Raw genomic sequence first — 18,417 nt, 5'->3', positions numbered from 1 at the left:
TCGCTTCTCGTCCTGTGGATAGCGATTGGGAATCGCCGGCCGACGCGTCTCGGCGTTTCGGCAAGCGTTACTATGCAAGCGCACGTTTTGGCAATAGCTAGCGGCCATTGGGAGTACCTGCATGAAGCCTTTGATCGGCCTGACGCCTCTTTACGATTCCGAGCACCCGAACCTCTGGATGCGCGACACCTATCAGGACATCCTTCAGCAGAGCGGGGCAATCCCGGTCGTTCTTTCGTTTGATAGCGACCCCGCGGACGTGGCTGCCATCCTGAGACGTCTCGACGGCATCGTGTTCACGGGTGGGGCGGACGTGAATCCAGCGCTCTACGGCCAAGAGAAGAAGCCGTTCTGCGGCGAAAACGTTGAGCGCCGCGACGTCCTCGAAAAGGAGCTCTTCCAGCAGGCCTATGCGCGCGACATGCCCGTCATGGGCATCTGCCGGGGCAGCCAGTTCATCAACGTCATGCTGGGCGGCACCCTGTACCAGGACATACTGACCGAGCGCCCCAACTCCTTCGACCACCGGATGAGGGACCATTTTGACGAGATCTCCCACTGGGTGGAGATCCAGCACGACACGCCCCTGTTTGACGTCGTTGGTTCCGCAACGTTCCCCGTCAACAGCATCCATCACCAGGGAATTCGCGGCCTGTCTCCCTACCTTGAGCCCATGGCCCTCTCGACAGACGGTCTCGTTGAGAGCTTCTACGCGCCGGCCAAGCGCTGCGTGTGGGGCATCCAGTGGCATCCCGAGTTCGCGTTCAAATCCGAGCCCCGCCAGCGCGAGATCGTCGAGGCCTTCGTCGCGCGCTGCGCGTAGCTGGCATCACGGCGTCGCCTGAGCCCGGTAGGCCTCCTACGTCCGGTCTCGTGCCTCGAGCCACGACGCCATGTGCTTCTCCATCTGTCTGAACGTTGCCTCGGTTGCGGGGTCGTCAAAGGTTCTGGAGAGCATCTCCTGAAGGTGCCCCTGCTCGAGCATAAGGGCGAGACTCGCTGGTCGAGCCAGCTCGTAGGCGAAGCAGATGTGGCCGACCAGCATGTCTGCGGGCTCTCTTCTGATGCTACGAGGGACGCAGCGGTGCCCGTAGAACGTATCCACCACCTCGGGCGTGAGACCGCTCTCGCGCATGTCCTGCGTGGTGACCCCGTATATGTCCTCGATCGGACTGAGGCAGTTCACCTTGAGGATGTCTATCTTGTCCGCGTCCCTCAGGATCTCGCAGTGCAGGCGCGTGCGCGGTGCCAGATTGCCCGGAAGGGCGAGCTCGCTGTGGAGTCCCACCGCGGCGCGCAGCAGGCCGTCGTCGGAGTCGTCTGACACGAAGGACCTTATCGCGCCCCTCTCTCCGAACAGGATCTCGCAGCCTAGATCGGCGTGGCTTACCGACTTTGCGTCCACAAACGTGTCGAAGCGTCTCACCTGCTCGAATCGTCCGATGTCGTGAAGCAGCCCCAGCAGCCAGGCCAGGTCCACCTCGTCCTTGGGCAACCTCTCGGAGCGGGCTATCCTCTCGCTGTTCAGCGCTACCCGAAGCGTGTGCGATAGCTTGAGCGCTATGCGTGGGTTCTTTGGGTCGTAGCGCTCCGTGAACTTCTTGAGGGCCTCTGTCGCCCGGCTGCGGTCGATTTGCATCCTGTTCCTTTCGCTCATTGGCATGAGGTTAGCAGAGCGTGGGGAGGGCGCGACGCTCCTCGTTTCGCCACGCTGGCTGCGTTCACTCTGTGTTGATATGCGGGCTGGTTGCATCTGTGCAGCTCACGCTTGTGCCAACTGCTATGATGTTGCGCTGTAATGTCGATTGCCACAAAAAGGATTCGTGAGATGTTCCGATCTGCGAACAACGCCACAATCACCTCCTATCCCGTCTTGCGCAAGCTGACGGCCACATGCGGCACTCGAACTCAGACTATCTAGGCGCCTGTCCTTTCACCGGACCCTGCGGGGTCGTGCGACATGCGCCATGCTCCACTTTTCATTTCTCCCACTTGCATCTCACTCTGAGAAAGAGGTTTGTTCATGAAGGTTCTGTTTAACGACGGTCACGTTGACGAGATTCCCCAGGAGGAGGAGCTCCACGTCATCCGCCACTCTGCCGCCCACATCATGGCCCAGGCCATCAAGCGCCTGTACCCCGAGGCCGACTTCGCCTACGGACCTGCGACCGACAACGGCTTCTACTACGACATTGACCTGCCCGAGGGTCAGAAGATTTCCGAGGACGACTTCCCCGCAATCGAGGCGGAGATGAAGAAGATCGTCAAGGAGAACCTCAAGTTCGAGACCTACGAGCTCTCTCGCGAGGACGCCATCAATCACATGGAGGAGCGCGGCGAGAAGTACAAGGTCGAGCACATCGGCGACCTTGACGAGGACGCACGCATCACGTTCTACAAGCAGGGCGAGTACGTCGACATGTGTGTCGGTCCTCACCTCATGTACACGAAGGCCCTCAAGGCCTTCAAGCTCACCGGCGTCTCTGGCGCGTACTGGAAGGGCGACTCCAACAACAAGATGCTCACCCGCATTAACGGCGTCGCCTTCCGAAACAAGGACGAGCTCACCGAGTACGAGCGCCTGCTCGCCGAGGCCGAGAAGCGCGACCACCGCAAGATCGGCAAAGAGATGGAGCTCTTCATGATGTCGGAGGCCGGCCCCGGCTTCCCCTTCTGGCTTCCCAACGGCATGCGCGTCCGTAACGCCCTCATGCAGTACTGGCAGGAGATGCAGGACAAGTTCGGCTACGAGCAGGTCCAGACGCCGATCATCCTCTCCCGCTCTCTGTGGGAGACCTCTGGTCACTGGGATCACTACAAGGAGAACATGTACACCACGCTCATCGACGACGAGGACTATGCCGTCAAGCCGATGAACTGCCCCGGTGCCTGCCTCATCTACAAGAGCCGTCCCCGCTCCTACCGTGACCTCCCGCTGAAGCTTGCAGAGGCCGGCCTTGACCACCGTCACGAGCTCAAGGGCGCCCTCCACGGCCTCTTCCGCGTCCGCGAGTTCACCCAGGACGATGCCCACCTCTTCATCACTCCCGAGCAGATCACCGATCAGGTCACCGACACCATGCACCTGATTACAGCCTACTACCAGCAGTTCGGCTTCCCCTACAAGGTCGAGCTGTCCACTCGCCCCGAGGACTCCATGGGCTCCGACGAGGACTGGGAGCGTGCGGAGGAGGGTCTCAAGAAGGCTCTCGAGACCATGGGCGTCGAGTACACCCTGAACCCCGGCGATGGCGCGTTCTACGGCCCCAAGATCGACTTCCACCTGCAGGACTGCCTTGGCCGCACCTGGCAGTGCGGAACCATCCAGCTTGACTTCCAGCTGCCCCACAACTTCCAGCTCGAGTACGTCGATTCCGACGGCTCCAAGAAGCAGCCGATCATGATTCACCGCGCCGGCTTTGGCTCCTTCGAGCGCTTCACCGGCATGCTCATCGAGCAATACGAGGGCAAGTTCCCCACTTGGCTCTCTCCCTGCCAGGTCAAGGTCCTTCCCGTTTCCGAGAAGACCCGTGAGTACGCCAACGAGGTCGCATCCAAGCTTCGCGACGCCGGCATCCGCGTGAAGGTCGACGAGCGTGACGAGAAGATCGGTTACAAGATTCGTGAGGCTCGCTCCATCGACCGTGTCCCCTACATGCTGATCCTGGGCGAGAAGGAGAGGGACAACGTCACCGTCTCCGTCCGCGACCGCGCGACGAACGAGACCACCGAGCGTCAGCTTGACGAGTGGCTGCCCGAGCTCCTCGCCGAGATCAAGGAGCGCCGTGGCTAGACTTCGCGCTCTTGCGCTTTAACAAGATTGATGTGCCGGGTCCGACGGTTCGGGCCCGGCATTTCTTTACCCGTGTTCGCGCTTGGAGTAGCGTTTCAGGAGAAGGAGGGGATTTAGATGGGCAATGGCTTCGCCAAATCGGATGCCTGCACGGCCGTGGCGAAGAGGCTAGGTCATGGACGCGTCTTCTTCATTCGGCAGGACGTGGCGTCCGCCTCCGCGACTCTCGAGAGGCTTGTCTCGCCGCTTGTTCGCGATCTGCGTATTGTCAGCCCCCTGTACGGCACCCCCATCCGCTGTCGCGACCTCAAGGGCGAGGCAGAGCGGGCACGCCAGGGTGGAGTCGCTCTTGCGGCTGACTTGAGCGGACTTACGTCGCTTGGGTGCTTTGCCTTCGTGCGCGGCTGCGACGCCATGGTTGAGGACCTTTCGCCCCTCGGCCCTCGCTTCGGGGGCCTGTGTGCAATTGGCGTGTCCAAGGCATTTCTCGCCCGCCATCGCATCGACGCTGACGCCCTCGTCGCAGGGCTTCCCCTTGCGGCCGAAGTCGATCTTGCGGGGCTTGAGGACGCCGTACTCGCGTTCGACGAGAAACGGAGGCGCTCTAGTGACGTTGCCCAGGTCGTTGCGACGTATCTTCTGTGTCATCCCCGCGTGAGGCGCGTGTGGTATCCGGGCATCAAGGGCGATGACTCCTTTGCTGCCGCCAGCAACGTCTTGCAGGGAGGCTTTGGCCCGGTTGTCGACTTCGAGGCAGAAGGCGAGCTCGCGAGCGCGGCGCTGCCCACCTGTGTCCAACTTGTTTCCGGAGCGGCAACTGGTACGATTGTGCGTGTTACCTGCATTGATACCGAAGCCTTGGCCTTCGTGGCCGATCTCGAGCGCCTTTTCTGAACGCCGGAAGAACTCATCTGTTAGTATGGAGTAGCAGTATCTGCAATTTGTCAGACCATTGGATAGGAGAAGACTCCCATGAAAACGGGCATTTTGAAGAAGGTCGTGTTCGGCGTTATGGCGTGCGTGCTGTCCCTTGGCGTCGCTGGCGGCCTCTCCGCCTGCGGTGGCAATGCCGAGCAGGTGATCCGCGACGGCATCGACAGCGAGCTCAGCGCCTTCAAAAACCCGACCAAGGAGAACCTCAGCAAGTACGTCGACGAGGACTCCTCCTCTATCTCTCAGATCAAGAGCTATGGTGTCGATCCGTACGAGTTCCTCGGTCACGTCTTCGACAAGTTCGACTACGAGATTGGCGACATCAAGGTTGACGGTGACACGGCCACTGCCGTCGTGACCGTCAAGAACGTCGACGTTGCTTCTGCACTGGAGGAGACTTCTGATTACTTCAAGAGCTCCGATAACGCCGCCGAGCTCATGGAGATCTACCAGTCGGATGGCAAGATGGGGCTCTACAAGAAGTTCTTCTCCCAGTTTTACGAGTTCGTCGACGCCAAGGAGGACACGGTCAGCACCGATGTGACCATCCACCTGACCAAGAAGGACAACACCTGGTCCATCGACGACGACAGCATCACCGACCTCGTTAAGGGTGCCTACGGTGGCGCCGACCTCTCCAGTCTCGAGTAGTTCGGGGGTGGACGCCGCGATTCCTTAAACAAGGAACGTCCAACTCGCTAAGGTAGCAGGTCCTGGCTCGTCTGAGTCAGGACCTGCTCTTGTCGTGCGGCGATTTGCTGGTGAGAAGGGCTTGCCATCGGTGCCGAGGCCGTGGCTCGGCTGTGTCTCCGCCTACCTCACGACCATCTCGTAGCGTAGGAACTCGAAGGGTATGCCTGCCTTCGTCGTGCCTGCGCCCTGACGCTCCGCAAGCGTCCAGTCGTCGGACTCGTCGAGGTTCTGGAAGAAGGCGTCCGGCGCTTCCGTGACGGTATCGTTCATCGTCACGTAGACCCCCTGGCACTGGTTCAGAAGCGCGCGGTAGATGGAGTCACCGCCGATGAGCCAGACCTTTTCGTCATCCTTGGTGAGCTCGATTGCAGCGGTGGGGGAGCAGACCGTCTCCGCCGTCGTCCCCTCTGGCAGGTCGTCGGAATTGGGCAGGACGTACGAGGCGTTCCTGGTGATGATCACGTTGCGACGTCCCTTGAGCGGGCCTCCGGGGAAGCTCTCGTAGGTCTTCCTGCCCATGATGCAGGTGCATCCGCGCGTGAGTTCAACGAAGCGGTGCATGTCCTCCTTGTTGCGGACGAGCAGCTGGCCGTCCTTTCCGATCGCCCAGTCCTTCGTGACGGATACGATTGCGTCCATGTCCCACCTTTCATGATAAGGGGCGCCTTGCGGCGCCCCATGCTGTTGCCTTTTGTCATCTTGTGAGGCTCGTGCGTTTGACACTTGCCCGCCGCCGGTCGGCAATGGCCTGTTAGATGGCGATGGGGATGTTCTTGACCTGCGGGCCGTGCTCGTAACCCTCGACGATGAGGTCGTCGGTCGTGAAGTCGTAGAAGTTCTTGACCTCGGGGTTGAGGCGCACGGTCGGCGCCGGGTGCTTCTCGCGACCGATGAGGTCCTTGATGATGTCGACGTGGCGGTCGTAGATGTGCGCGTCCGAGATCATGTGGACGAGCTCGCCCGGAATCATGTCGCTGACCTGAGCGACCATCATGAGCAGGATGGCGTACTGGCAGACGTTCCAGTTGTTGGCCGCGAGGATGTCCTGGCTGCGCTGGACCAGCAGCAGGTTAAGCGTGGGCTTCTCCTCGTTGGGATCCTGCGTCACGTTGTAGATGACGTTGTAGGCGCAGGGGTAGAGGTTCATCTCGGAGAGGTCCGCGAAGGTGTAGAGGTTCGTGATGATCCTACGGGAATAGGGGTTCTCGCGCAGGTCCTTCAGGACGCGGTCCATCTGGTCATAGTCGCCGTCGGGGTAGTGCGAGACCTGACCGACCTGATAGCCGTAGGCCTTGCCGATCGAGCCGGACTCGTCTGCCCATTCGTCCCAGATGTGGGAGTGGAGGTCGTTGATGTTGTTCGACTTCTTCTGGTAGATCCAGAGGATCTCGTCCATCGCGCTCTTGAGCGCGGTTCGCCTCAGCGTCAGCGCGGGAAACTCCTCGCGCAGGTCATAGCGGTTGCATACGCCGAACTTCTTGATGGTGTAGGCGGGCGTTCCGTCCTCCCAGTGCGGGCGGACCTTCTGCCCCTCCGTCGTCGTGCCGTTCTCGATGATATCGGAGCACATCGAGATGAAGATGTCATCAGCCTTGCTCATGCGCACTCCCTTTCTGTCGCGTCCTGCCTAGAGCGTTTGACGGACGAGCTCCTGCCCGAGTACAAATGCCGCGGCGACGTGTCCGGAACGCGAGCTGCCGTGGCCTTCGCTGCCGTAGAGGTTGTCGTAGATGGTGTCGTAGCCGTCTTGGTACCAGTCAGGGTCGTCGTCCAGCTCGTTCAGGTAGTCTTCGTCCCAGCCAAGCGGTCCCTCGGCGTAGGTCACGTGGTCGTAGGCCAGCTCGACAATGTGGGCTATCGTGCTCTGCACCCACCATGAGGCGAGCAGGAGGACGGCAAAGACCACGCCGACGATCACGTAGGCGGTGTTTCCGGAGTTCTCGTTGTCGGGGTCCGTCGTCGCGGATGGCGACTGAATGAAGCCCTGCTCCGGCAGCTCGCTCGCCTGGGTGCTTGCGTTGGGGCTCGTGGGTCCTGTCATTTCCAATGTTCTCCTCCCTTGTGACCTCGCAACATCATACCCGAGCCTTGCGGCCGGGCGTCACTCTGCACGTGAAAGAAAGATTACAGCCTATTGGCGGAGAAGATCTCGGCCCACCCGGTCCCGAGCGCCTGCACGAGGCCACGGTCTGCCGGCAGCCAGCTCACGTCCAGGAGCTGGTCCCGCGTGAGCCAGCGCAGCTCCTCGTGAACGGCCCTATGCATGTGCGGCTCCGACCCGTGCGCGAGGTTGCAGACGAAGCACTCCATCTTGAGGTGAAAGCTCGGGTAGTCGTGCTCTACCGTGTCGAGGTACCAGAGCGTATCGATCTTCGCGTCCAGCTCCTCTCGTATCTCGCGGCGCAGCGCCTGCTCCGGCGTCTCGCCGTCCTCGATCTTGCCGCCGGGAAACTCCCATCCGTCGCTCAGGTCTCCGTAGGCGCGCCTTGCGGCGAGGATGGTATCGCCCCTCAGTATTACCGCTGCGGCTACGTTGATGATGTCCTTCTCGCTCTGCATTGCTACTCGCTCTCCAGCTTGACGATTGCGTACGACTTGCCTTCGGGACTTGCCAGGTCGATGGTCTTCCCGTGCTCCGCGTTGTGGATTCTCGGCACGATCGTATCGCCTAGGAGAGCCATGTTCTTGTATTGGACTGCGATGCGGTGGAGGTCGACCTGGTCGCCGGATTCCGCCAGCGCGTCAAGCGCCATCGAGATGTACTGCGCGTTGTTGACGTGACGGTTCGTGTCGAGGTGCTGCTCGACGACGAGGATCGGCGTGGTCTCTGTCGCGGGACCCCTGACGGCGATCTTGCGCTGTGTCGTTGGCATGTCGAGCCGTGACTCTCCCGTGAGGTACGCCTCCTGCCCCTCGGGCACGCGCACCGGGCGCCGCTCCTGCGTGTCGAACGCGAACCAGAGCGAGTCGGCGCGGACGCAGGGGCTCTCTCCGCTGCGCGCGATGGTGAAGTTTCTTGAGGCCATCAGGCGCCTTATGTCGTAGCACCAGGTGCTCGTGGTTATGGGCTCGTCGAATGAGGGAAGCTCGTCTATCTCGATCTGCCATGCCGCGATGAACCACGCGAAGTGCCTCTTGCGCATGTAGTCCAGGCCCAGGCCGACGGCCTCCGAGTGGAAGGTCGAGCAGTCCTGAAGGTAGTTGACGAGCGCAAGTATGGAGAGCCTGCCGTCCTCGCTGCATTCGCTGTAGCGAACGCGACTGTCGAATGAGTACATCCTGAAACCTTTCTTGCCTCTTGTCCGTCGCTCCGACGCCAAGGCTGGGGGACGCTTGCGGTGATCTATCTGGTGCGGACGGTTCCCTTCTTGCGGTAGGGGCTGTTGGCGTCCACCACGAGCTGGTTCGCTCCCGGGAGCGCGTGGGCCTCGTATCCCATCGTGAGGTCTGTCACCACGTCTCCGTCCACCTGCATGGGCATGGGGGAGGACGACCTGACCGAGATGCTCTTACCGACGAAGTGCTCTATGAATGGCCTTCCCGCCCGGGCCTTCTTGTCGAATATGCCAGAGAGCATGGGCATGAGCAGCTGGACTGCGTCGGTGGTCGCCAGGACGATGACGTCTAGGAGGCCATCTGCCATGGTGCAGTTCGAGACGATGTCGATGTCGCCCTGCATGGTGGCGTTGTTGGCGACGATGCAGGCTATGCCCCTGCGTCTGAACGTCCTGCCGTCGACCGTGATGTCGTAGGTTACGACCTTCGGGTGGGCGTTGGCGAGCGCCGCTGCGAAGTACGCGGCCTCTCCCATGGTCCGCTTGTTGGGGATGGCGTCCTTCATGAGGGTGGCGTCGAATCCCGAGCCCGCCATGAGAGCGAAGCCCCGCGTCTTGCGCAAGCCCCGGCCGTCAACCCACGAGATCTCGCCCAGGTCCGTCTCTGCGACGGCGCCGGCCACGCAGCTCTCTGCAATTGCCCAGGGCTCGCTCGCGCAGCCGAGGTTTCCGAAGATGAGGTTCGCGGTGCCCGAGGGGAAGATGCAGGTCCTCACCCCGCGAAAGCGAAGCGCGTACAGGAGGTTGGCCACGGTGCCGTCGCCTCCCGAGACGACCACAAGGTCGAAGTCTTCGGCGTCCGTGACCGCCTCGGTTGCCCCCGAGTCGTCGGGAAGGACCCTGAGCACGCATTCGTCACCCTGCCTGACGAGGGCGCGCTCGAACTCGAATATGGCGTCGGAGCCAAAGCCTGACTTCGTGTTATGGACTATGAGCGTGCGCATGATACCTCCAGACTCCTTATGTATCATGATGTGTCGGCGGCAGTGCCGCTACCTAGATGTTAGCCAATTAGTAGCGAAACGAGCGTTTGTGTATATTGATGACGCCGGCGCGCTTGCCGAGTTCTGCAAGCGCGCCTCAAGTACCCGTGTCCTGGCGGTCGACACCGAGTTCCTTAGGGAGAAGACCTTCTATCCCAAGCTGTGCCTCATCCAGGTCGCAACCCCTGAAGAGTCCGCAGCGGTGGACCCCATCCTGATCGACGACCTCTCTCCTCTGGTTGCCCTGCTCGAGGATGAGTCCATCACCAAGGTCTTCCACGCGTGTACCCAGGATCTCGAGGTAATCTTCCGCGAGCTTGGCTGCGTGCCCAAGCCCCTTTTTGACACCCAGGTCGCGGCGGCCTTCCTGGGGCACCGCCAACAGATTGGCTATGGCGCCCTTGTCGAGTCGCTCTGCGGTGTCCGTCTTCCCAAGGCCGAGTCACTCACCGACTGGTCCAGGAGGCCGCTCGATCCCGAGCAGCTCGAGTACGCGGAGGATGACGTCATCTATCTGCCGCGCATTTACGACGACATGATGAGCGAGCTCATCAAGCGAGACCGCCTCTCGTGGGTGATTCCCGAGATGGAGGACCTGCTCGACCCCTCGGTCTTCGCGCGTCCGCCCGAGCTCGCGTACGTCCACTTGAAGCGCTCCGGGTCGCTTACGCGCAAGCAGCTTGCCGTCGCGCGCGAGGTGTGCGCCTGGCGCGACCGAGAGGCGGCCCGTCGCAACGTTCCGCGCAAGTGGGTCCTCTCGGATGAGGTCATCGTCGAGGCCTGCAAGCGCGTCCCGCGTACGGTCGAGAGGCTCAAGCGCATCCGCGGCACCGAGCAGCTGGGCAACCGCGACGCCCAGGGCGTCGTTGCGGCCATCTCGACTGGCGTGGCATGCCCTCCTTCGGACTATCCCGTGACGCTGCGCAAGGAGCGCCCGTCAGCCGAGACCGAGAGCGTCGTTGACCTGATGAACGCAATGCTGAGGCTCATGGCCGAGAAAAGCGGCATTGCTCCCCAGCTGATCGCGACCAAGGACGACCTGGTCGACTTCGTGAGCCATCGCGACTCGCGACTCTCCAAGTCCTGGCGCTACGACCTCGTCGGTCGGGAGCTCGAGGGGCTTCTGATGGGCAAGGTTGGCCTCACGGTGAAAGACGGCAGGGTCGAACTGTTGTAGCAATTGATGTCGGGCGAGAAGGCTATGGTCATCTCGCCCGGATTTTTCGCGGCGGAATCTGGGTAGAAGCGGTTTAAACGTCGCTTGTCTGGAGGATGAGATGGTTCGTTACGGATATGGCTTTGACTACGCGTATCTGCTGATCATTATTGTTTCTGTGGCGCTGGGCGCCCTTGCCCAGGCCTATATCAGGTCCGCGTACAAGAAGTGGTCCCACGTGGGAGCCACGATGGGCAAGACCGGGGCGCAGGTCGCGCGCGAGATGCTTGACGCGCAGGGTGCCTCTGCCGTCGGCATCACGAGCGTCGCCGGCCACCTGACCGACTACTATGACCCTCGCGACAACTGTCTCCACCTCTCGCAGGAGAACTTCGGCGGCGGCTCGGTCGCCTCTGTCGCCGTGGCGTGCCACGAGGCGGGTCATGCCGTGCAGACCGCTCATGGCTACGCGTTCGGAAGGATCCGCACGGCGCTCGTTCCCGTCGTCAACTTCACGCAGCGCGCGTGGAGTGTCCTCTTCCTCTTGGGCATCGTCATGAACTTCTCGGGGCTCACGAGTCTCGCCATCGTCTGCTTTGCGTTCTCGGTTTTGTTCCAGATCGTCACCCTTCCCGTCGAGATTGACGCGTCGCGCCGTGCCGTTCGCTACCTTTCTACGGTCGGCGGCGGCATCGACGAGCGCGGTGCCCGCTCGGTCCTGACTGCGGCCGCCCTCACCTACGTCGCCGCAGCGCTCATCTCGGTGATGCAGCTGGTCTACCTCCTTGCTCGCTCTAACAGGCGATAGCATGGCCGATGGTGTAGAGGTACTTTCCGTACACGAGGCGGTTGGGATTGCGAGCAGCTACGTTGGCGAGATTCCGACGCTTGTCGTCAACGGTGAGGTCAGTGGCTTTCGTGGGCCGAACCGGCGCTCCGGACACTGCTACTTCTCTCTGAAGGATTCCGAGAGCAGCATGGATGCCATCGTGTGGCGTGGCGTCTACGAGTCAAGCGGCGTCGTTCTGAAGGATGGCCTGCAGGTCCAGATGACCGGCTCCTTCAGCGTGTACAAGAACAGCGGCAGGCTCTCTTTCGTCGCCAAGAGGCTCGAGGTCGCCGGCGAGGGTGCCCTTCGCCAGAAGGTCGCCGAGCTCGCGCGCAAGCTCGAGCGCGAGGGGCTCATGGATGTCTCGCGCAAGCGACCCGTTCCGAAGTTCTGCTCCCGTATCGTCGTTGTCACGTCGCTCTCCGGAAGCGTCATCGACGACGTCAAGAGGACCCTCGCCCGAAGGAACCCGCTGGTCAGAATTCAGGTTGCCGGATGCATGGTACAGGGGCCGGGCGCCGAGCGGACCATCATCAGGGCTCTTGGGATCGCGGCCGCAGCAAAGCCCGACGCCATCCTGCTGGTCAGGGGCGGTGGCTCCTTCGAGGACCTCATGACGTTCAACGACGAGGCGCTGGCGAGGGCGGTCGCCGCGTGTTCCGTTCCCGTGGTCACGGGCATCGGGCACGAGCCGGACACCTCCATCTGCGACATGGTCTCCGACATGCGCTGCTCGACCCCCACGGCCGCGGCCGAGGCCGTTGCGCCCAGCATTGACATGCTCGAGCGGACGATCAACGAGCGCGCTGGAAGGCTTCGCAAGGTCGCGCGCGACTCTATGGGTACGCTTTCTGATGGAAACCAGATGATGGGCGAGCGCATGGCCCGCGCTTTCTCCGTCTCCTTCGCGCGTCATGAGGCATATGTCGACTCCCTCGCAAGCAGGAAGTGCCTGAGCACGCCACTTTGGATGGTCCAGAACAGACAGGATCAGCTCAACCAGACCGAGGATCGTCTCCATGCGGCGCTTCCCCGTGGCCTTGCCGCCAAGGCGGCAGAGGTTGACTTGTCTGCTCGTCGATTGAGAGGCGTCTCAGGTTGGTTGCTGGAACCATTCAGGTCGATCGTCGCGCGCTCCGCGGGAACGCTCGACGCGCTGTCACCACTCAAGGTCCTGTCGCGAGGCTATTCGATCGCGAAGGGACCTGACGGCAGGGTTCTCTCTTCGATCGACTCTGTCGAGCGGGGAGACAGCCTCTCTGTCGTACTCGCCGACGGTGAGATTCGGGCAACGGTCAACGGTAAGACGAGTAAGTAAACTATGCGACCCGTAGTCGCGAGAGGGGATACCATGGCAGAGCAGGGCAAGAAGATCGAAGAGATGACGTTCAAGGAGGCCTCGATCGAGCTCGAGCAGATCGTTCGGTCGCTCGAGGGCGGTGACCTCGAACTCGAGGAGTCTCTCGAGAAATATGCAAGGGGAGTGGAGCTTCTCAAGAGCCTTCGCTCCCGCCTTGCCAACGCGGAGCAGAAGGTCCAGGTTCTGCTCGACGAGACCAACGTGGACGAAGAGCTGACGGACACCACCGCAGCTCCCTCGGTAGCATTCATCAACGAGTAGGAGACAGCATGGCTCAGAAAGACGACTGCATCTTTTGCAAAATTGCCAACCACGTAATTGAGTCTGACTACGTCTACGAAGACGACCTGGTGTGCGCCTTCAGGGACAACAGCCCCCAGGCTCCAGTCCACGTTCTGGTTGTCCCCAAGGACCACTACGACAACATCGTCGACGGCGTTCCCGCCGACGTGCTCGCGGCCATGGTTCACGCGGTCGGCGAGGTCGTGCGTATCTGCGGCATCGACAAGGACGGCTTCCGCGTGATCGCCAACACGGGCGCGGCTGCGGGCCAGACCGTCATGCACCTTCACATGCACGTACTTGGCGGCAAGAAGCTCGGGGAGGGACTCATTCCCGAATAGTTTCTTTGACAACCGTTCACCGCCAAAGTGCCCTCGCTTGCAGATGACTTGGAAGCGAGGGTTTATTATGGCTAAGGCCTTTTTGACGCAGGGCCAGTTACTATCCTTGAGAGGAGATTCATGAACGTTCTGGTTATCAACGCCGGCAGCTCTTCGCTGAAGTACCAGCTTCTCGACACGAAGTCCGGCAACGTCTATGCCAAGGGCAACTGCGAGCGCATCGGTATCGACGGCTCCTTTGTCGGCCACGAGGAAAACGGTGGCGAGAAGCAAAAGCTCGAGGTCGCCCTTCCCGACCACAAGACGGCCATCAAGCACGTGTTCGAGATTCTCGGGCAGGCAGGCTTCGACACCGACAAGATCGAGGGGATCGGTCACCGCGTCGTCCAGGGCGGCTGGTACTTCCCCGAGTCCAAGGTCGTCACCGACGAGACCCTCGGCTGGGTCCGCGAGGTCGCTCCTCTCGCACCGCTTCACAACTATGCCGAGGCAGACGTCATCGAGATCTGCCGCGAGATGTTCCCGTCTATCGGCAACGTGATCGTGGCGGACACGTCCTTCCACTACGGCATCCCCGAGAAGGCGCATCGCTACGCCCTCCCGCGCGACGTCGTCGACAAGCTTCACATCCGCAAGTACGGCGCCCATGGCACCTCGCACCGCTATGTCTGGAGGAAGACGAACGAGTTCCTGAAAGGCGACGTTCACAAGCTCGTCTCCTGTCACCTTGGCTCCGGCGCCTCCCTCTCGGCCATCCAGGATGGCAAGGACATGGACACGACCATGGGCCTAACCCCGCTCGACGGCCTCATCATGGGCACGCGCTGCGGCACCATCGACCCCGCTACCGTGTGCTATCTCCAGCGCGAGGGCGGCTACAGCGTCGATGAGGTCGACACGATGATGAACAAGCAGGGTGGCATGCTTGCCCTCTCGGGTGTCAGCTCCGACACGCGCGACATCGAGGAGGCCGCCAACAACGGCGACGAGAACTGCCAGCTTGCCATGGAGATGTTCTATTACCGCACCTCTCAGCTCATTGCCGAGATGGCGCAGTCGCTCCACGGCTTCGACACCATGGTCTTTACGGCCGGTATCGGCGAGAACTCCAGCAGCATGCGCCTTGGCGTCGCCAAGGAGCTCGAGTGGCTGGGCGTAAAGATCGACGAGGAGAAGAACAGCGTTCGTTCCGGCGAGCCCCGCGTCATCAGCACGGATGACTCCGCCGTCAAGGTCCTTGTCGTCCCCACTAACGAGGAGCTCATGATCGCCCTCGATGTCGAGGAGCTTCTGGACAAGTAGTTCCAGACCGTCTCACGACTAGCGAGAGGGGTCGCGCCTTCCGGCGCGACCCCTCCTTGTTTTGTTGCACCTCTCTGTTTGTGGCTAGCGGGTGAGGCCGCTTTTTCTCCACGGGAGCCAGTCGAGGAAACCACCCTTCTCCTTAGAGCCGGGCCTGACGTAGTGGTAGGCAATGCGCGGCGTTCCGTCCTCGACGAAGACGGTTCCGCAGGGCTTGAAGCCAATGCTTTCAAGGAGGCCTCGCATGGGGGCGTTCTTCTCGTGCGTGTCGGTCCTGACGTTGTCGGCCGACTGGCAGGCCCATGACATCATGAAGCTTCCTATGCCTCTGCCCTGGTACTTTGCCGCAATGCGATGGACGACGAAGTAGGGCATGTCGTTGAGCCAGTCCCCGTCCTCGATCTTGAGGTAGGTCGTGTCCGGCCCAGGGACGAGGCTGAGGCACCCGACTATCTCGTCGCCGTCGAGGCAGACGAATTGGCAGCCTCGCATCGTGTCGATTCTGGCGTCCTCCTCGGTGGGGTAGCAGTTGGGCCACTGGCTTTCGTTGCCCGTGCTGCGCATGAACTCTCGTGCGCCGTCGAACAGCGATGCGATTTGCGACACGTCCCGCCTCGTTGCGGGTCTGATGCTCAGCATGTTTCTCCTAGAAAGGTCTCATTGTGAACGAGTGCGTGCTGGTTGCGCCCGGCTGCAGGATCTCGATGCCGCGCTTCTCCTCGAACACGTCACTCTCGTCCGTTGCCGTTGCGCAGCCCGTCCAGGGCTCAAGCGCGACGAAGGGCGCGTCTCCTGCGGCAGACCACACGCCGAGGAAGTCGAATCCCCCGAAGTCCACCTGGACGCCGTGGCCGCTGGGGCCGACCAGCCTGATTGTGCGCTGTGGCACGTCCTCGAACACCAGGGTGTCGACGTCGAAGGTCCCGTGGGTGAGCTGGAGCGCCCTCGAGTTGGAAAGCAGGTCGATGCGGCTTCCGAAGTCCAAGAGCCCCGTCGAGGTGTCTATGCGCGGCGTCGCGTAGGTCCAGTCCTCGGCAAACTCCAGACGGTACTGGTCGAAGCTGTCGGAGCGCTCGGGGCCCGCCGGGATGTTGAAGGCGGGGTGTCCTCCAAGGACGAACGGAAGGTCCTCCTCGCCGGTGTTCCTCACGTAGAAGGTCTGGCGCAGCGCTTCGCCCTCGATCTCGTAGCTCATTTCGAGCTCGAACTCGTAGGGGAAGCGAGCAAGGGTTTCCTCGTTCGAGGCAAGACGGTAGACGAGGGTGTCGTCCTCGGCGTGTGAAAGCTCGAACGCGCAGTTCCTCGCGATGCCATGCCTCCCCAGGCTAATGGGGCCGGCGGCCGAGGTCGCGTGGTCGCCCCTGAGGCTCCCAACGATGGGGAAGAGGACGGGGGCGCGACGGGGCCACCACCTCTCGTCTCCCTGCCACAGGTACTCGCAGCCTTCCTTCTTGAGGCTCATGAGCTGTGCGCCCTGCGAACTGACGGTTGCCTCCAGGCCGTTTGCCGCTATTGTGCTCAGACTTTCCACGTTGTTCCTCCTTGGGTGGTCGTCGTGGTTTCATTATGCCCCAATGAGGTTCATTGGCACTGCCCCGCGTGTTGCGTCCTTGTTGCCGCCCAATGCGCTCGCGGATACCGTTCGCCTTTTACAAAACGTACGACGTGTTAACAATCTGCGTGCCAGTTCGAGCTGATACTACGCTTTAGCTTGTAAAAGTTTGCGGACAAGCAGTTAGGAGTCTCAATGATTCAGAATCAGCTCAATGCCTGCGGCTTTCAAGGGGTGAGCGGCGCGCTTCTCGTTGACGGGTCGCCTGCCATCCTCATCGAAAAGGCTATCAGCAACAAGGAGGGAATCCTCACCTCGAAGGGGGCCCTTGCGGTCGAGACGGGCGCGTACACCGGTCGCTCGCCCGAGGACAGGTTCATCGTCGACACACCTGACGTACACGACAAGATTGCCTGGGGCAGCGTCAATAAGCCCTTCCCAGTAGAGGGCTATCGGCGCGTGAGGAAGGCTATCATCGACTACCTCTCGGCACGCGACCTCTATGTCGTGCACGCCGTCGCCGGTGCCGACCGCCGTTGGTGCCGCAAGTTCCTTGTGGTGTGCGAGCGCGCAAGCCAGGCGCTCTTTGCGCGCCAGCTCCTCGTGCGTCCCTCGAAGCGCCAGATTGCCGACTTTGAGCCCCAGGACTTCAACGTTCTTGTCGCCCCGGGCCTCAAGCTTAATCCGGCGGTTTACGGCACCCATTCTGAGGCCGTCGTCCTTCTCAACTTCGAGGAGAAAACCGTTCTCATCGCGGGAACGTCGTATTCCGGCGAGATAAAGAAGGCGATCTTCTCGGTCATGAACTACCTCATGCCCGTCGAGGAGGGCGTCCTTCCCATGCACTGCTCGGCGAACATGGACCCCGTCACGGGAGAGACGGCGGTCTTCTTCGGACTCTCCGGCACCGGCAAGACCACGCTCTCCGCCGACCCGCAGCGCATGCTGATTGGCGACGACGAGCACGGCTGGGCCTCGGGTTCCGTTTTCAACTTCGAGGGCGGATGCTATGCCAAGGCCATCTGCATCTCGCAGACCACCGAGCCCGAGATCTACCGCGCAATCAAGTTCGGCAGCGTGTGCGAGAACGTGGTCGTCGATCCCGTCACTAGGAAGCCTGACTACTTTGACGGCTCCCTTACCGAAAACACTCGCGTCGCGTATCCCATCGACTTCATTGACAACGCCCAGGTCATGGGGCAAGGTCGCTATCCCAATGTCGTCATCTTCCTGACCGCGGACGCCTTTGGTGTCCTTCCTCCCATATCCCGCCTGGACAAGAATGCCGCGATGTACCACTTCCTGTCCGGATTCACCAGCAAGGTCGCGGGCACCGAGCGCGGCGTGACCGAGCCCCAGCCCACGTTCTCGACGCTGTTCGGGGAGCCCTTCATGCCCCTTTCGCCCCTTCTCTACGCAAAGATGTTTGGCGAGAAGATCGAGTGCAGCGGCACGAGGGTCTACCTGATCAACACGGGCTGGACGGGAGGGCCGTATGGCACGGGCTCGCGCATGGACCTTGCCAGCACGCGCCTGATGATCACCTCGGTTCTCGACGGGTCTGTTGAGGAAAGCGAGTTCGTCCACGACGACCTCTTCAACCTTGACGTCCCACAGCACATCGACGGCGTGGACGACCGCGTGCTTAACCCGCGTGACACCTGGTCGGACGTCGAGGCCTTCGACGAGTCTGCCTTGAGGCTCGCAAAGATGTTCGTCGAAAACGCCAGCAAGAAGTACCCCGACATGGATCCTGAGGTCCGCGCCGCTGGCCCCAAAGTCTCCTAGCGGCTTGCTGGAATTGGCCCGGTTGTGCCTGTGGTATGAATACAATTCTTCCGTAATTGGATAAGTTCGG

The 18,417-nt window shown here is 61.5% G+C and carries 20 protein-coding genes; 11 read left to right on the top strand and 9 right to left on the bottom strand.

The genetic code is table 11. The features are described 5' to 3' along the window. Positions 1–121 precede the first annotated feature (121 nt). The gene (locus tag BMY31_RS03250; RefSeq protein ID WP_091008269.1) at positions 122–823 is read left to right on the top strand and encodes a gamma-glutamyl-gamma-aminobutyrate hydrolase family protein; all 702 of its coding nucleotides are present in this window, start codon (positions 122–124) and stop codon (positions 821–823) included. Between the two features lie 36 nt (positions 824–859). Here BMY31_RS03250 and BMY31_RS03245 read toward each other — a convergent pair whose 3' ends face one another. Further along, a complete protein-coding gene (locus BMY31_RS03245) occupies positions 860–1,639 on the bottom strand; it encodes an HD domain-containing protein (RefSeq protein ID WP_180371343.1) in 780 nt (259 codons plus the stop codon). Between the two features lie 384 nt (positions 1,640–2,023). On the opposite strand from BMY31_RS03245, the gene thrS reads away from it, so the two are divergent. From thrS to BMY31_RS03230, 3 genes are all read left to right on the top strand, one after another. Continuing rightward, positions 2,024–3,793 (top strand): threonine--tRNA ligase, encoded by a 1,770-nt coding sequence (gene thrS, locus BMY31_RS03240; protein WP_091008262.1) that lies wholly within the window; start codon positions 2,024–2,026, stop codon positions 3,791–3,793. A 117-nt stretch (positions 3,794–3,910) separates the two neighbouring features. After that, positions 3,911–4,687, top strand: coding sequence for a PLP-dependent transferase (locus BMY31_RS03235; RefSeq protein ID WP_091008259.1), 777 nt, complete (start codon positions 3,911–3,913; stop codon positions 4,685–4,687). Between the two features lie 78 nt (positions 4,688–4,765). Then, entirely contained in the window at positions 4,766–5,377 is a 612-nt protein-coding gene (locus tag BMY31_RS03230; RefSeq protein ID WP_091008257.1) for a hypothetical protein, read from the top strand. A gap of 162 nt (positions 5,378–5,539) precedes the next feature. On the opposite strand, the gene BMY31_RS03225 is transcribed toward BMY31_RS03230, so the two are convergent. The 6 genes from BMY31_RS03225 to BMY31_RS03200 form a co-directional block, all read right to left on the bottom strand. Further along, the gene (locus BMY31_RS03225) at positions 5,540–6,058 is read right to left on the bottom strand and encodes a dihydrofolate reductase (protein WP_091008252.1); all 519 of its coding nucleotides are present in this window, start codon (positions 6,056–6,058) and stop codon (positions 5,540–5,542) included. Positions 6,059–6,170: 112 nt separating this feature from the next. Further along, positions 6,171–7,019 (bottom strand): thymidylate synthase, encoded by an 849-nt coding sequence (gene thyA / locus BMY31_RS03220; protein ID WP_078686839.1) that lies wholly within the window; start codon positions 7,017–7,019, stop codon positions 6,171–6,173. Between the two features lie 27 nt (positions 7,020–7,046). After that, a complete protein-coding gene (locus BMY31_RS03215) occupies positions 7,047–7,460 on the bottom strand; it encodes a hypothetical protein (protein WP_078686838.1) in 414 nt (137 codons plus the stop codon). Positions 7,461–7,543: 83 nt separating this feature from the next. Continuing rightward, positions 7,544–7,978 carry a (deoxy)nucleoside triphosphate pyrophosphohydrolase gene (locus BMY31_RS03210; RefSeq protein WP_091008249.1) on the bottom strand — a complete coding sequence of 145 codons (435 nt, stop codon included), beginning with the start codon at positions 7,976–7,978 and terminating at the stop codon, positions 7,544–7,546. Positions 7,979–7,980: 2 nt separating this feature from the next. After that, positions 7,981–8,697, bottom strand: coding sequence for an acyl-[acyl-carrier-protein] thioesterase (locus BMY31_RS03205; protein ID WP_091008245.1), 717 nt, complete (start codon positions 8,695–8,697; stop codon positions 7,981–7,983). A gap of 65 nt (positions 8,698–8,762) precedes the next feature. Next, complete coding sequence (locus tag BMY31_RS03200) at positions 8,763–9,698, bottom strand: diacylglycerol/lipid kinase family protein (RefSeq protein WP_091008242.1); 936 nt, start codon at positions 9,696–9,698, stop codon at positions 8,763–8,765. Positions 9,699–9,786: 88 nt separating this feature from the next. On the opposite strand from BMY31_RS03200, the gene rnd reads away from it, so the two are divergent. From rnd to BMY31_RS03170, 6 genes are all read left to right on the top strand, one after another. Continuing rightward, the gene (gene rnd / locus BMY31_RS03195; RefSeq protein WP_078686834.1) at positions 9,787–10,914 is read left to right on the top strand and encodes a ribonuclease D; all 1,128 of its coding nucleotides are present in this window, start codon (positions 9,787–9,789) and stop codon (positions 10,912–10,914) included. Between the two features lie 100 nt (positions 10,915–11,014). After that, positions 11,015–11,701 carry a zinc metallopeptidase gene (locus BMY31_RS03190; RefSeq protein ID WP_078686833.1) on the top strand — a complete coding sequence of 229 codons (687 nt, stop codon included), beginning with the start codon at positions 11,015–11,017 and terminating at the stop codon, positions 11,699–11,701. Between the two features lies 1 nt (position 11,702). After that, positions 11,703–13,040: an exodeoxyribonuclease VII large subunit gene (xseA, locus tag BMY31_RS03185; RefSeq protein ID WP_091008239.1), complete on the top strand. Its 1,338-nt coding sequence runs from the start codon at positions 11,703–11,705 to the stop codon at positions 13,038–13,040. Positions 13,041–13,073: 33 nt separating this feature from the next. Continuing rightward, positions 13,074–13,343, top strand: coding sequence for an exodeoxyribonuclease VII small subunit (gene xseB, locus BMY31_RS03180; RefSeq protein WP_091008236.1), 270 nt, complete (start codon positions 13,074–13,076; stop codon positions 13,341–13,343). Between the two features lie 8 nt (positions 13,344–13,351). Further along, complete coding sequence (locus BMY31_RS03175) at positions 13,352–13,705, top strand: HIT domain-containing protein (protein ID WP_078686830.1); 354 nt, start codon at positions 13,352–13,354, stop codon at positions 13,703–13,705. 120 nt (positions 13,706–13,825) lie between these two features. After that, entirely contained in the window at positions 13,826–15,007 is a 1,182-nt protein-coding gene (locus BMY31_RS03170; RefSeq protein WP_078686829.1) for an acetate/propionate family kinase, read from the top strand. 84 nt (positions 15,008–15,091) lie between these two features. Here BMY31_RS03170 and BMY31_RS03165 read toward each other — a convergent pair whose 3' ends face one another. Both BMY31_RS03165 and BMY31_RS03160 read right to left on the bottom strand, forming a co-directional pair. Beyond that, entirely contained in the window at positions 15,092–15,646 is a 555-nt protein-coding gene (locus BMY31_RS03165) for a GNAT family N-acetyltransferase (protein ID WP_091008233.1), read from the bottom strand. Positions 15,647–15,653: 7 nt separating this feature from the next. Then, the gene (locus tag BMY31_RS03160; protein ID WP_091008230.1) at positions 15,654–16,538 is read right to left on the bottom strand and encodes an aldose 1-epimerase family protein; all 885 of its coding nucleotides are present in this window, start codon (positions 16,536–16,538) and stop codon (positions 15,654–15,656) included. Positions 16,539–16,754: 216 nt separating this feature from the next. On the opposite strand from BMY31_RS03160, the gene pckA reads away from it, so the two are divergent. Next, positions 16,755–18,347 carry a phosphoenolpyruvate carboxykinase (ATP) gene (gene pckA, locus BMY31_RS03155; protein ID WP_091008227.1) on the top strand — a complete coding sequence of 531 codons (1,593 nt, stop codon included), beginning with the start codon at positions 16,755–16,757 and terminating at the stop codon, positions 18,345–18,347. Positions 18,348–18,417: the final 70 nt, after the last annotated feature.

The organism is Parafannyhessea umbonata (genome assembly GCF_900111255.1).
In the GTDB taxonomy this organism is placed as follows: Bacteria; Actinomycetota; Coriobacteriia; order Coriobacteriales; family Atopobiaceae; genus Olsenella_J; species Olsenella_J umbonata_A.
Note: the sequence above shows the minus strand (reverse complement) of the source record. Positions and strands in the feature narration are given on the sequence as shown.